We start from the raw sequence: 14,021 nt of genomic DNA, 5'->3' as shown, positions 1-14,021 counted from the left end.
TCATTGAAAATGGATGGGGCAATTGCAAGTAGTGATATAAAACTTTCGGCTGATCAAATAACTGCGAAAGGAAGTGCTTTAATGGCAAATAGTAGAATGAATCCTAAAGTTGATGGCTTTATCAGTAAACCCCAAAAGTGGCAGGAAGAATTTAAGAAATTGAGAATGATCATTCTTGACTGTGAGCTGACTGAAGAATTGAAGTGGGGGGTTCCATGTTACACATTCCAAGGGAAAAATATCGTTTTAATACATGGATTTAAAGAATATTGTGCTCTATTATTTTTTAAAGGTGTCTTGTTACAAGATACGCATGACATGCTTATTCAACAAACGGAAAATGTACAGTCTAGCCGTCAGATAAGATTCACCCATATAGAAGAAATAGTGGATAAGGAAAACATATTGAAAGAATATATTTATAACGCCATTGCTGTTGAAAAAGCTGGTTTAGAAGTGAATATTAAGAAGAATATAGAAATCCCTGAAGAACTTCAAAATAAATTCAATGAAGTTCCTGCATTACATTCTGCATTTGAAGCTTTAACACCAGGAAGGCAAAGAGCATATGTCCTTTACTTTTCTAAAGCTAAACAATCCAAAACACGAGAAGCAAGGATCGAGAAATATATGCAGCAAATTCTACAGGGAAAGGGATTAAATGATTGAGAGATAATAATAATACTTCTTGATCCAGCCGCAGGTAACTTCACTGGCTGTGGATGAGATTTTTAGATTTGATATTCTTCATGCATGAAGTGAAAGCCCGGAGCATTACTGCTTCGAGCTTTTTGGGAGGGGTTAGTAAAGGGGAAGTGCGGTTTTGTTCATGAGGCCATGATCACTGATCCTCCAAGGATGGCAACAAAATAGGCCATGTAAATGACAAAAGGTGAGAGTTTATTGTTTTTGGTTCCTAGTTTTTTTCTAATTAGTTTCATAAAAGAATAGAAGAGTGCAAAAATAGCTATGAAAATGACAGCTGATCGTAACGAGTACCAGTTTAGCGGAACAAAATGAAAAAAATGATGAATCGATAGTAGGGAAAATAGTCCTAAAGGCATTACCAGTAGCTCTGCAAGATCGTTTTGAGAGTGGTCACTTGAAAAAACGATTAAGAGAATATTCTTAATGGTACTCATGCTAGCCCCCTCCTTTTTTGTAGAGTGATTTATTATGGGGATATTTGTTAAATCAAGCATATCATACATGTTTATCATTTCTTCCTCAAAAATGTGGTGTATATTTTTTTAGTGGGTTTTGGAAGGATCGGATCAAATAAGAAAGAAGGAGTAAGTACTGAAAATTGATTTGGGAGGGAAGGTAATTCAAATGAATCCGATTTTAAATGAAATTGGTGCTGTTTTTATTCCCGTAAAAAATATTGAAAATGCAAAAAATTGGTATTGTGATTTACTAGGGATTCCTGCCCATGGCGACATAGTAGCAGGACATTTGTATGTCGTGCCAATGAAAGGTAACCGCCTTGTATTGGATAGCAAAATTTATTCTGAGCATAACCTTTATAAAACTCCACCTCTTCATTTCAATACGAAAGACATTGAAGTCGCTTTTTCTTTTATGAAAGAAAAAAGAATTGAGCTTATCACTGATATTGAGAATGGTCATTGGTTTAATTTTAAAGATCTTGATGGAAATGTACTCATGATTTGTGAGTAGCACTGTTTAAAATAAGATCTGGATGAAATGGAGGAAGACATGGTGAAAATAGGGGGTGTGCTTTGTGCGTTACTCCTCGTAACAGCCTGCTCAAGTAATGATCCAAACTCAAGTTCTAGCGATGGTGCAGATGAGGAGATTAAAAGAGAGTCAGCCTATATTGAAAATTTAAATGTTCCATGGGAGATCGTCCAAACAGAAGAAACGTTTTATCTCACAGAACGAGCAGGTAAGGTAGCGAAATTCGATAATTCCCTGAAAAGACAAACGATCCACCTTACTAAACCTGTGCATAGTGAAGGTGAGGGCGGGCTTTTGGGGATGGCACTAGCTGAAGATTTTCCTCAGTCCCAAATTGCGTTTCTCTACCACACTTATGTAGAAGGTGAGAAGACTCTGAATAGGGTCGTGAAGGTTGAACTTATAGAAAGCACCTGGGAAGAAACGGATGAGCTTCTAGCGAATATTCCTGGCTCTCAGTTTCATAACGGAGGAAGACTGAAAATCGGACCAGACGATATGCTTTATATCACAACAGGTGATGCTGGAGAACCGGAGCTTGCACAGGATAAAGGTAGTTTAGCAGGCAAAATTTTACGTATGGATTTAGAAGGAAACGTACCAGAAGATAATCCATTTAATGATTCTTATGTTTATTCTTATGGACATCGAAACCCTCAGGGTCTTGCGTGGAATGAAGAAGGACAGCTTTTTAGTTCAGAGCATGGGCAGTCTGCTCATGATGAAATCAATCAAATTGAAGCAGGAAACAATTATGGGTGGCCAGTGATTGAAGGAGATGAAATTGCTGATGGCATGGTGCAGCCGCTCTATCACTCTGGAGATGATACATGGGCTCCGTCAGGAATGGTTTTTCAAGATGACAAACTTTACGTTGCTTGCTTAAGAGGCGAGGAAATTCGGTCGTTTGAACTGAAGGGCCAGGGTACTACTGTGGAGACAGAAGATATTGGACGAGTTCGCTCCTTATTATTGGACGAGGACACATTATTTGCGATAACAAACAATAAAGATGGTCGGGGAGACCCGGTTAAAGAGGATGATCGTATGGTGAAGGTGTACTTGGAATAGGATAACCTTAAAGCTTATCTCAATGCAGTTATCGATCAACTTGAGAACTTTTTCTATGTTACAATAATTTCTGGATGAATTTATTAACAAAGCAGGTGAATCAGAACTTTGGTAAATATGAAAGATGTAGCAAGAGAAGCTGGGGTAGGACTAGGTACTGTTTCTCGAGTACTAAATAACAATGGCCCTGTTAAAGAAACAACGCGACGAAAAGTAGAACGAGCGATTGAAACTTTGAATTATAAGCAAAATGAAGTTGCTAGGAATTTTAAAATGCAGCAAAGTCAATCGATCGCTTTGATTGTCCCCACTATTTGGCATCCATTCTTTTCAAAATTTGCTTATCATGTTGAAAAGGAATTGTCTCATCTTGGCTATAAAATGATCCTATGCAACACTCAAAATGAGCGTACGAAAGAAATAGAATATATTTCAATGCTCGAGAAAAATAAAATAGATGGATTAATTGCCATTACTTATAGTGCTGAACTTGATCAATATATTTCAAGTCACCTACCAATTGTAAGCATTGATCGGCACTTTACAAAAGATGTCGTATTCGTAACGAGTAATAATAAGAAAGGTGGAGAGCTTGCAGCCAAAGAACTGATGAAGCGAGGTTGTAAGCGGATTGCCTATTTAGGAAGTGTTTCAAACATTGAAAATGAATCTATGAATCGGAGACTTGGATTTGAAACTGTGAGTTTAAGTAAAAATTTTGATCACTGTATTTACGAATTAAGAGAGCCTGTCACAGACATTGAAGCGGTCATCCAGCGGTTTTTAGAACAAAACCCTGATGTGGATGGTTTTTTTACCATGAACGATAAATGGGCGAAATTATTGTTGCGATCTCTAAAAAAACTAGGGAGAAGAGTTCCTGAGGAAGTTCAGGTGATTGGTTTTGATGGCGTTACTTCCAGTAAGGAAGATGAATTAACTTTTTCAACAATCATCCAGCCTGTTGCTGAAATGGCTGAAAAAGCTGTACAAGTGCTTATTAAACTAATTAAGGAACAGCCGGTTGAAAAGAAAAATGTACTTCCTGTAACCTTTTTTGATGGAAATAGTACTAAATAAAAAAACTCTTGACTCTTCTTTGTGTAAACGATATCATTTACTTATTCAAAAGCGATTTCTAGAGTCGCTTTCATTTTATACCAAACTGGAAACGTTTCCAGTTTGGTAGTAATCTTGGTAGTAATTTTCTTTTTATAACAAAGTGGAAACGTTTCCGCTTTTGTTTGGATAACGAATATTTTATTGGAGGGGTAGGATCATGGCTAAGAATCCTAAAACGGTCGCTCATTCTGTATTACAAGCTTTAGGTGGAAAAGAGAATATATCTCGCATCTCTCACTGTGCAACAAGATTAAGAGTCGAATTATATGATGATACATTGCTCAAGAAAGAATCGTTTGATTCAATTGAAGGTGTAAGCGGATATTTTTATCAAAGTGGGCAGCATCAAATTATTCTTGGTACTGGTTTTGTAAATAAAGTCTATGCTGAACTAGAAAAGGGTGGAGTTAGTGACAGTAAAGAGGTCTCTAATGAACCGAGAAATTCAAACAGTTCTAAAATCCATCAATTAACGAAAACGTTTGCAGATATTTTCATCCCTGTTATTCCCGTTCTAATTGCAACGGGCCTATTAATGGGACTTAGAGGCTTGTTAATAAACGGTTTCGGAATGGAGCTTTCTTCAACGATTTTAGTACTCTCACAAGTTTTAACAGATACAGCTTTTACATTCATTCCGGTATTGATTACCTGGTCTGCTATGAAGAAATTTGGAGGATCTCCTGTTATTGGAATTGCTCTCGGTTTAATGCTGGTAGCACCGCAATTACCGGATAAGTGGGCTGTATCTTTCGGGAAAGCTGATCCGTTGTTCCTGACTTTATTAGGATTTGATATTCCAATTACAGGTATGCAAAGTTCAATTCTTCCTGCTGTCTTTATGGGATGGTTAGCTGCAAAAATTGAAAAAATAGCGAGAAAATACATTCCTGAGATGCTAGACCTTATTTTGACACCGTTTGTCACATTACTGTTTTCGTTAATTCTTGGACTTGTTATCGTAGGCCCAGTGATTTTGGGAATAGAGAATTTACTTACTTCTGGCATCATGTATTTCTTTGAATTACCATTTGGTATCGGTGGATTTGTTTATGGAGGTGCCATTCAGCTTTTAGCGATAACAGGTATGCACCACACGATTGTTCCAATAACGGTTAAAATGGTTGCGGAAACGGGATATGATTTAATCAATCCGATTGGTACGGCAGCAATTGCCGGACAAGCTGGAGCAGCTCTTGCAGTTGTTATTCAGCAAAGAGATAAAATTAAGCGATCTAATATGTTAGGTTCCGTTATACCTGCTTTCTTTGGCATAACTGAGCCCGTGATGTTCGCGATTAACTTACCTAAAGTAAAACCATTTATTTACGGTTGTTTAGGTGGCGCAGTCGGCGGTGGGTTTGCTTCGATCTTGGGCATCGCTGCAGCGGGTACTGGTTCGACGATGCTACCAGGATTGTTATTGTATATAGGCGATGGTTTCTTTCAATACATTCTAGTCATTCTAGTTGCATTGGCCACATCGTTTCTCGTTACGTTCATTGCTTATCGTGAAAAGCCATCTGCGGAACAACCTGCATTAAATTTAAATATTAAACATGGCTAATGTTCATTTTCTTAAGGTTTAACAGAAGGGAAGCTTTACATGATTGATTACATTGATTTTTCTAACCGCCAGAATCGTTTCGTTACTTTGTCAGATGTTTCGAATGACTATCTAAGTACGATTGAAAAAATTGCAAAAGAGGATACTTATTATCCAAATTATCATATAGCACCTCATCATGGATTAATGAATGATCCAAATGGATTAGCTTTTTTTAGAGGAGAACACCATATCTTCTATCAATGGTTCCCATTAGGCCCAGTTCATGGATTAAAGCATTGGTATCATATTTCAACGAAAGATTTTATTCATTTTAAAGATCACGGTATCGCTCTTTATCCAGATCAGTTATATGATTCTCACGGCTGTCACTCAGGATCCGCTTTTGTTGAAGGGGATAACATGCACCTATTCTATACAGGAAATCATCTAACTGAGGAGAGTGAAGCCATACCAAGTCAGGTGTATGGATTCCTAAATGAAGATCAAACGATATCGAAGGAAAACGTGATGATAGAAGGGACGCCCCCCGATTTCAGCAATAATTTTAGAGATCCAATTGTATTTAAACGGGATAACAAATACTACATGCTCGTTGGTGGTGAAACGAGTAAGCATAAAGGCGCAATCGCCCTTTATTCAGGAGACCAACCAAATGAAATGACGTATCATGGCATTCTACAGACGAATTTTAAGGATGCGGGGTATATGTGGGAGTGCCCCAACTATTTTGAACAAAATAATCGCGGTGTTCTTATCTTTTCTCCTCAGGGGGAGCTGAGTAAAAATAAATATCAGTATAACAATGTATTTTCGGTGGTGTATTGTATTAGTGATGTATTAGATGTTGCTACGGGTAAACTGAATGCACACGAATATATCGAACTAGACAAAGGGTTTGATTTCTATGCTCCACAAACTTATGACGATGCATGTGGAAGAAGGATTCTGATTGGTTGGTTAGGCAATTCAAAGAGCATCTATCCTACAGACCAAAATATGTGGGCTCACATGTTAACGTTGCCGAGAGAAGTTAAGATTGAGGGGGATCGTTTATTACAACAGCCTCTTCAAGAGCTAAAAGAACTGAGAACAAAGAGGCAGGAGCTTCAAACAAATCATCAATTAACTTCTCGGGCCTTTGAAATGGTCATTGAAGCCGACCGAGAGTTTGAAATTATTTTTAGGAATGATGCAAATGAAAACGTGATTTTCTCTTCAAATGGAAAAGAGTATTGTCTTGATCGATCAAATATGACCCATGTTTATGCTAAAGAATATGGTACAAAAAGATATGCACTAAGAAAACAAAAAGTGAAACATCAAATTCGTCTTTTTATAGATTCCTCAAGCATAGAAATCTTTTGTGATCATGGCGAAACTGTTTTTACGAGTCGAATGTTTATAGAAGGCATGAATGTCGTATGTTGCCACGGTGTTTCAGGTGACTTATATTCTTTAAAACCAATTGATAAAGGTACAAAACCAGGTTTTATTATCTGAAAAAAAGTGCTGGGAAATTTCCCAGCACTTTTTTATATCTTTATAGAAAATGATTCGTTGTTTAGTATGCTAATGCAAACAATCCTTTGATGTGTGAAAGGTAACGGACGTTACTTGCTTCTTTCATCACAGATGCAGGAAGGCCTTTAAGGGATGTTGCGTTGCCACCGATTTGAGCAACGGCATCCTTACGACCAAGACTTGCTAATGTTCCAGAGTTAACTGGTTCAAATTCTTTGTAGTCTTTGTCATAAAGGTAAGCATACAAGTTGTAACCAATAAGGTCACCCATTTGCCAAGCGATTTGAGCAGTTGGAGGCTGTGGACGTTCGTCACCTGGTTTGAAGTAAACGGCACTGTCACCAGCAACGAATACATCCTCATGAGAAGTGGATTGAAGGTAATTGTTCACTGTTGCACGGCCTCGATTGACTTCGATACCGCATTCTCCAACAAGTGGATTACCTTGAACGCCGCCTGTCCAAACAAATGTGTTTGTAACAATCTTTTGGCCATCTTTCAATTCCACGACATTTCCTTCTACATTCGTTACAGGAAGGTTTGTTAGGAATTCAACGCCGCGTTTTTCAAGGCTAGTCATCGCTCGGTTAATTAACTCATCAGGAAGCATTGGAAGAATTTTAGGCATCGCTTCAACAAGCTTCAATTTGATCTTGGCAGGATCTACGCCATATTTACGAGCAAGCTTTGGTGTTTCATCAGCTAGTTCTCCTACGAGTTCAGTCCCTGTAAGACCGCCACCGCCGATAAGGATTGTAGCATCCGCTTCGTCACCTGATGCTGCAAAGCTCTTGATGCGTTCTTCAACATGAGCGTGGATGCGGTTTGCATCTTCAGCCGATTTCAGTACCATACTGTTTTCTTCAAGTCCTGGAATACCAAAGTACGCTGTTTTACTACCTAGTGCTACGACTAATGCGTCGTAAGAAAGTGTAGAACCATCAGATAACTTAACTTCTTTATTATCAACAGAAAATGAATCAACCGATGCTACTTTAAGATTAATGTCATTTCCTTTTAATAACTTATCCAGTGGAAGTGCCGCAGCTTCCGTTGAGATGTTACCAGCAGCTAAACGGTGCAACTCTGTAATGATTTGATGAGTAGGTGTTTTATTAATTAATGTAACAGTAGCTTCTGATTCATTTAAGTATTGACGTACGGATAAAGCAGAAAGAAGCCCACCATAACCTGCGCCCAAAATGACTATTTGTTTTGACATGATTGTTCCTCCATTTCTAGCAGATCAGTATTATTTTTGGTTACTTTTTTCTCCTGAAACTTTAAGATAAGCATTCACGAATCTGAAAAGCTTCTGAGCTTGAGGATCCTTCAACATTTTTAAAAGACCAAATAACCCAATAACTTCTGAGCTCTTTTCAGCTTCATCTTTTGCTTCAATTGCATTTGCTGCCACGTCTTTTACGGAGTTTGTAACAGGATGAAGGATTTCAGACATAAATTCTACTGTATCATTCTTCAATACATCATCTGTTGCAAGACCTTGGACCGTATCATATGATTTAGACATCATATTAACAAGTTCCGTTACTTTAGGAAGTTCCTTTACAAGCACGCTTAGTGACTCTTGAACTTTAGGATCCAAAAGCTGATCAAGCAGTTCGCGTTCGTCTTGAGTAGGGACGCGTTTTTCGCCTGTTTCGGTTGTGATTGATTCTGACATAGTCACTTCTCCTTCTTGTAAGCAGTTACGCTTATTTGTTATATAGTAAGGCAAAACCATGTTAAGGTATTTTTATACCTGATTAGAAACGAAGTTACTAATCAAGAGATAGAAGAAAAGTTGGACTTCACTCTGTTTATTTTTCCCTATAAAGTGTCTATCATCCAGTCATCTTTTATACCTACTCTAATAGGTTAAATTATCCTTGAGCGAATTTCAATGCATAGCCTCATACTTAACCGCTTACATCAATAATTTCGTGAAGAATATCACGTTCTGTCGTTTTTAAAGAGTATAATATGGATGAATAAGTAAAAAGTGGGAGTAATTATCATCGATGAAATAGAGTTAAAACATCATTTAATGAAATTAGAAGAAGAACTATTAAAGCCTGAAGTACGTTCTCATCCAGATAGATTAAATCAGATACTTGCAGATGATTTCTTTGAGTTTGGAAGTTCAGGGAAAGTGTGGCATAAAGAGGGGGATTACAATAATGGTCTTTCCAATAGAGAAATGATTCTAAGTGAATTCGAGATACGCTTTTTATCAGAGGCTGCCGTTCTTGCAACATATCGCATCCATGATAAAACAAGATCACAAAAGACCTTAAGAAGTTCTATATGGAGAAACAATAATGGAACGTGGAAAATGATTTTTCATCAGGGTACGTTGACTGATTAAATTGCATAACATTAAAGGTTCAGGGACAGTATGATGTGAAGACGAATAGGTAAGCCGTTGCAAATCTTTACTTTAGTAATCAAAGGAGGCCTTTTTATGACAAAACATAAAATTTATACAATGAGCTTCTCAAGCGTCTATCCCCATTATGTGACGAAAGCGGAAAAAAAGGGGCGTACAAAAGCAGAAGTGGACGAAATCATTCGTTGGTTGACAGGGTATAGCCAAAATGAATTTGAAACTCAATTAGAAAAAAAGACAGACTTTGAGACCTTCTTTATGGAAGCTCCCCAAATGAATCCTTCACGCAAGATGATCAAAGGAGTGGTCTGTGGTGTGCGAGTAGAAAACATTGAAGAACCAACTATGCAGGAAATTCGCTATTTGGATAAGATGATCGATGAGTTAGCAAAAGGAAAAGCGATGGAAAAGATTTTGCGTAAATAATATCTTGGAAAGAAAATGTTCTGATTTATTTGCGAATTTACATAAACCTTTAGACAAGGGAGTCTATTGAAAACTAACTAATAGCCGTAACTCATTCCCAAATATGGAATTGAGATACGGCTTATTTTTATTTTGATAAAGTCATTTTTGATCATTAATAGAAAAAATTACAAAAAAAGACTTCTCAAATCAATTGGCTTTCGATATACTTTAACTGTACTACATATATTAATACAGTTAATACAGTTATAGCTAGTGAGAGTGGAGGTGAATTGATGTTTGAATTGGACTTTAGAAGTCGAAAGCCGATCTATGAACAGTTAGTTGATCGTTTGAAGCAGCTGATCATTAAAGATGTTATGAAAGACGATGAGAAACTTCCTTCTGTCCGTGAACTTGCGCATCAGCTGACAATTAATCCGAATACCATCCAAAAAGCATATAGAGAGCTTGAGTCTCAAGGATACATTTATTCAGTGAAAGGGAAGGGGAGTTTTGTTAATCCTTCAAAAAAACTTGAGAGTGAGGAGCTAAAAAACGTGCGAGATCAGTTAAAGAAGCTACTAGCTGAAGCCATTTATCTTGGAATGACAGTAGAGGAAATTGAGTCACTATTAACTGAAATTGAAGGGGGGAAAAAGGATGATTGAAGTAAACGGTGTTGAAAAGTCTTTTGGGACTAACAAAATCATCCATCAAGTTAGTTTTGCAGTGCAGCCTGGATCAATATATGGTTTGCTTGGTTCAAATGGCGCAGGAAAAACAACACTCATGCGAATGATTGCCGGTATTCTGAGACAAGATTCAGGAGAAATTCTCGTACTGGACCATCCCATTTATGAAAATGTCTCTACGAAGCAACGAGTGGTGTTTATTCCAGATGCCCTCTATTTTTTACCACAATATACAATGAGGCAGCTAGCCAATTATTACGCTAGTTTATATGAACAGTGGGATGAGGAGCGCTACACAAATCTAACGAATTTGTTTAAGCTCGATGAGAACAAGAAAGTAAGTCAGTTTTCTAAAGGTCTTCAAAGACAAGTGGCTTTCATCTTATCTATGTCAGTTAAGCCGGATGTGCTTATTTTAGATGAGCCTTTTGATGGTTTGGATGCGGTTATGAGAAAAAAAGTAAGAAGCATGATCATTCAGGATGTGGCTGAAAGAGAAATGTCTGTGTTGCTCTCGTCACATAATTTAAGAGAAGTTGAGGAGATTTGTGATCATGTCGGGATTCTTCACCATGGTGAAATTCTTCTTGAACGTGATTTAGATGCATTAAAGGAAGACGTACATAAAGTTCAAGTCGCATTTAAAGATTCAGGAGAACACGATTTGACTTCTAGCGATCTTGATATTCTCTATAAGGAAAAACGGGGAAGTGTTATTCTCTTGATCGTAAAAGGAGAAGAAAAGAAAGTGATGACTGAAATCGAGAAAATTGGTCCAGTCTTAATGGATCGATTACCACTTACATTAGAAGAAATATTCATCTATGAAATGGAGGGTGTTGGATATGCTATCGAAAACGTCCTTGTTTAGAAGAGAAATGTTCAAAAGAGATTTTAGAAATGTTGGTTGGATTAGTATTTTGTTCTTTTGTGGTCTTGCCTTTACTTTGCCGCTCCAATTACTCATGGCGTTTAACGATGAATATAGGATAGAAGCAAGCGGAGCTGGGCTTTTTGATCCGATATTTATGTTTGAAATACAATTTATGCTGCTATTTCTTATGCCCGTTTTAATGGCTGTATTTCTTTTTCGTTACATTCACGTGAAAGGTGCTTCAGACTTTATTCACAGTTTACCAATTAGCAGAGAGCATTTATTTCGCCATCACGCTTTATCAGGAGTGATTTTGCTCATTGCGCCTATTTTGTTGACTAGTCTTATTCTATTCATGTTCTTTTTGTTTACTGACGTGTCAGCTTTTTATTCAATTAGCCAGCTTGGTTATTGGACGTTGATGATGATCATTGTAAGCATTCTAACGTTTATGATTTGTGTCTTTGCTGGTACATTAACTGGATTATCAACCGTTCAAGCTGTTTTGACTTATATCCTTCTGCTTCTTCCGGCAGGAATTTATGTTCTTGTAGCGGTACATCTTAGCTTCTTTATTGCTGGTTTTTCAGACTTGGTGGTAATCGATCATACGGTAGGTAACTATTCACCCCTTGTCAACGTTTTTCAATATTACCCTAATGACCCACAGGAGGGGTATCTCCCCGTTCAGTATATAATGTTGGGTATCTATTTTATCGCTTCAATAGTATTCTACTTTGGTGGAAAAGCTATCTATAAGAAACGTCCATTAGAAGTAGCTACACAGACGATTGCCATTAACGTGTTAAAGCCAGTCTTTCAGTTTGGAATGACCTTTTGCTTTGCTCTAGTCGGTGGTACCTATTTTGGAGAAACTCAACTAATGTTATCGTGGTTGATTTTTGGGTACGTTATAGGTGGGATCGTCGGATATTTCCTTTCTTCAATGGTGTTAGATAAAAGCTGGCGTGTGTTTCACTGGAAGCACTTTAAAGGCTTGTTCGTTTACGGAGCAACAGCTGGTTTAATTATAGGGATTTTGCCATTGTTCTGGTTAAACTATGAAAGTTACGTTCCAGAAACGAGTGAAATTAAAAATGTTTATATAGGTGACAATATCTATCAGTTAGAAGAACATATCGAAAATACTTCACCTGATTTAATAGAATCAGAAGGTGCAATTAATGCAGTTATACAATTACAAAAAGAGATGATTAACCAGAACGATCAGTTTAATTCTACAGGAATGATGTATTTCATCTCTTATGAATTAAAAAACGGTGATCGCGTGCAACGTTCATATCAAGTCGATCGAAAGAACGTCCAGGAAACCCTTAAACGTGTAATGGAAACTAAGGAATACAAAGAATTAACTTACCCTGTCTTAAATAGTGACCCTTCAAAAATTCAAAAAGTCACTCTTCAACCGGGAGGGCCCGTCAATAAAGAAGTTTCCATACTTGATCCGCTTCAAATTCAAGAATTCTATCAACATGTAAGAGAGGACATTTACAGTTTATCCTATGATCAATTGATTCATCCAAAAGGGATTCGATCTCGTGTATCTGAAGTAAGAGAAGGTTCCGATTGGAAAGAGGAATACTACTATGCGCAAGACAATTCGATCTATAATTCCTATAAAAATACTGTTAATTGGTTGAAAGAAGAAGGCTTCTATGAGGATGCATTTATTGACGAAGGTGAAATCGATCATGTAAGCATTTATCCATGGGATGAAGCACAAAATCAATACCCGAGAGAAGCTTATGATCAAATTGTAGAGAATGAGTCCGTTGAACCTTTTGAGATAAAGGATAAGAAGCAAATCGAAATGATATTATTAAGCAGCAAAGAAGAAGAGGAAGGGGATTATTTAGTTGGCATTCATTATGAGGATATAAAAGGTGGGTATTATGAAGTGTTAACCTTTGATTCTTCAAATGCTCCAGGCTTTGTGCAAGATTACTTTAAGGACCAACAACAATGATAGACTCGAGAACAATTTGTTTTAATGACATCTTTACAAAACACTATAACCGCGTTTACTATACTGCATTAAGAGTCTTGAAAGATCACGGACTTGCCGAAGATGTGCTTCAAGAAACCTTTTTAAAGGCGTATGATCGATTAGACGAAGTGCAAAGTGAAAGGAAGCTAGGATCCTGGCTTTCAACTATTGCCGCTCGAAAATCGATTGATCAATTAAGAAAGCAAAAAAAAGTGACTCTGTTTAATACGGAAGATACTCTCATGAATCAAGCGGATCACGATTGTAACGTAGAAGAAGACTGTGAGATTCTTCTTTTTGAAGAATCTGTGAAAAAAAAGATCCATTTGTTATCCCCGAGATTAAGAGTGGTGATGAAACTTCACTACTATGATCATTTAAAGGAAAGTGAAATAGCATATAAACTGCAGCTATCACCGGGGGCAGTGAAGTCTCGTCTACATCGTGGGCGAATGGCTATGAGAACAAAACTAAGTGATGAATTAACACAAAATCATTCGGCATAATCAAAAAGCGTCCTTACTTAGGTAAGGGCGTTTTTACTTGATGATAAGAGGGCTAATAAAATTGAATTTTTCTGAATTGTATATGAACTAATCTTCAAAGGTGATTGGGTCTTACGAACATAAAAAATAGGAATTTAGATTTTTCGATTGTCGAAAATA

At 37.3% G+C, this 14,021-nt stretch carries 15 protein-coding genes; 12 read left to right on the top strand and 3 right to left on the bottom strand.

Going from position 1 to position 14,021, the window contains the following annotated elements:
• Positions 1-81 precede the first annotated feature (81 nt).
• Positions 82-669: a YdeI/OmpD-associated family protein gene (locus AC0VYH_RS12630; protein ID WP_475373790.1), complete on the top strand. Its 588-nt coding sequence runs from the start codon at positions 82-84 to the stop codon at positions 667-669.
• Between the two features lie 158 nt (positions 670-827).
• On the opposite strand, the gene AC0VYH_RS12625 is transcribed toward AC0VYH_RS12630, so the two are convergent.
• Positions 828-1,142 (bottom strand): hypothetical protein, encoded by a 315-nt coding sequence (locus tag AC0VYH_RS12625; protein WP_475365341.1) that lies wholly within the window; start codon positions 1,140-1,142, stop codon positions 828-830.
• A 190-nt stretch (positions 1,143-1,332) separates the two neighbouring features.
• Here AC0VYH_RS12625 and AC0VYH_RS12620 point away from each other — a divergent pair, with 190 nt between their 5' ends.
• From AC0VYH_RS12620 to AC0VYH_RS12600, 5 genes are all read left to right on the top strand, one after another.
• Complete coding sequence (locus tag AC0VYH_RS12620; RefSeq protein WP_475365340.1) at positions 1,333-1,680, top strand: VOC family protein; 348 nt, start codon at positions 1,333-1,335, stop codon at positions 1,678-1,680.
• Between the two features lie 39 nt (positions 1,681-1,719).
• The gene (locus AC0VYH_RS12615) at positions 1,720-2,772 is read left to right on the top strand and encodes a PQQ-dependent sugar dehydrogenase (protein WP_475365339.1); all 1,053 of its coding nucleotides are present in this window, start codon (positions 1,720-1,722) and stop codon (positions 2,770-2,772) included.
• A 117-nt stretch (positions 2,773-2,889) separates the two neighbouring features.
• On the top strand, positions 2,890-3,852 hold the full coding sequence (locus tag AC0VYH_RS12610; RefSeq protein ID WP_475367488.1) for a LacI family DNA-binding transcriptional regulator: 963 nt from the start codon (positions 2,890-2,892) through the stop codon (positions 3,850-3,852).
• Between the two features lie 199 nt (positions 3,853-4,051).
• Positions 4,052-5,461, top strand: a complete 1,410-nt coding sequence (locus AC0VYH_RS12605) for a PTS transporter subunit EIIC (RefSeq protein WP_475365338.1) — start codon at positions 4,052-4,054, stop codon at positions 5,459-5,461.
• 39 nt (positions 5,462-5,500) lie between these two features.
• Positions 5,501-6,964, top strand: coding sequence for a sucrose-6-phosphate hydrolase (locus tag AC0VYH_RS12600; protein WP_475365337.1), 1,464 nt, complete (start codon positions 5,501-5,503; stop codon positions 6,962-6,964).
• Positions 6,965-7,025: 61 nt separating this feature from the next.
• On the opposite strand, the gene AC0VYH_RS12595 is transcribed toward AC0VYH_RS12600, so the two are convergent.
• Positions 7,026-8,207, bottom strand: coding sequence for an NAD(P)/FAD-dependent oxidoreductase (locus AC0VYH_RS12595; protein ID WP_283154090.1), 1,182 nt, complete (start codon positions 8,205-8,207; stop codon positions 7,026-7,028).
• Positions 8,208-8,237: 30 nt separating this feature from the next.
• Positions 8,238-8,669, bottom strand: coding sequence for a helical membrane plugin domain-containing protein (locus AC0VYH_RS12590; protein ID WP_430242989.1), 432 nt, complete (start codon positions 8,667-8,669; stop codon positions 8,238-8,240).
• Between the two features lie 318 nt (positions 8,670-8,987).
• On the opposite strand from AC0VYH_RS12590, the gene AC0VYH_RS12585 reads away from it, so the two are divergent.
• From AC0VYH_RS12585 to AC0VYH_RS12560, 6 genes are all read left to right on the top strand, one after another.
• Positions 8,988-9,353, top strand: a complete 366-nt coding sequence (locus AC0VYH_RS12585) for a nuclear transport factor 2 family protein (protein WP_475365336.1) — start codon at positions 8,988-8,990, stop codon at positions 9,351-9,353.
• A 96-nt stretch (positions 9,354-9,449) separates the two neighbouring features.
• The gene (locus AC0VYH_RS12580; protein ID WP_475365335.1) at positions 9,450-9,800 is read left to right on the top strand and encodes a DUF2200 domain-containing protein; all 351 of its coding nucleotides are present in this window, start codon (positions 9,450-9,452) and stop codon (positions 9,798-9,800) included.
• Between the two features lie 275 nt (positions 9,801-10,075).
• Positions 10,076-10,450, top strand: coding sequence for a GntR family transcriptional regulator (locus AC0VYH_RS12575; RefSeq protein WP_194221853.1), 375 nt, complete (start codon positions 10,076-10,078; stop codon positions 10,448-10,450).
• A complete protein-coding gene (locus AC0VYH_RS12570; protein WP_430242983.1) occupies positions 10,443-11,345 on the top strand; it encodes an ABC transporter ATP-binding protein in 903 nt (300 codons plus the stop codon). The genes AC0VYH_RS12575 and AC0VYH_RS12570 overlap by 8 nt, the downstream gene beginning before the upstream one ends.
• Positions 11,320-13,335 carry a DUF6449 domain-containing protein gene (locus AC0VYH_RS12565; protein ID WP_475365334.1) on the top strand — a complete coding sequence of 672 codons (2,016 nt, stop codon included), beginning with the start codon at positions 11,320-11,322 and terminating at the stop codon, positions 13,333-13,335. The genes AC0VYH_RS12570 and AC0VYH_RS12565 overlap by 26 nt, the downstream gene beginning before the upstream one ends.
• Positions 13,332-13,862: an RNA polymerase sigma factor gene (locus AC0VYH_RS12560; protein WP_475365333.1), complete on the top strand. Its 531-nt coding sequence runs from the start codon at positions 13,332-13,334 to the stop codon at positions 13,860-13,862. The genes AC0VYH_RS12565 and AC0VYH_RS12560 overlap by 4 nt, the downstream gene beginning before the upstream one ends.
• Positions 13,863-14,021: the final 159 nt, after the last annotated feature.

It is taken from the genome of Anaerobacillus sp. QJM3NY_32, assembly GCF_056173645.1.
Note: the sequence above shows the minus strand (reverse complement) of the source record. Positions and strands in the feature narration are given on the sequence as shown.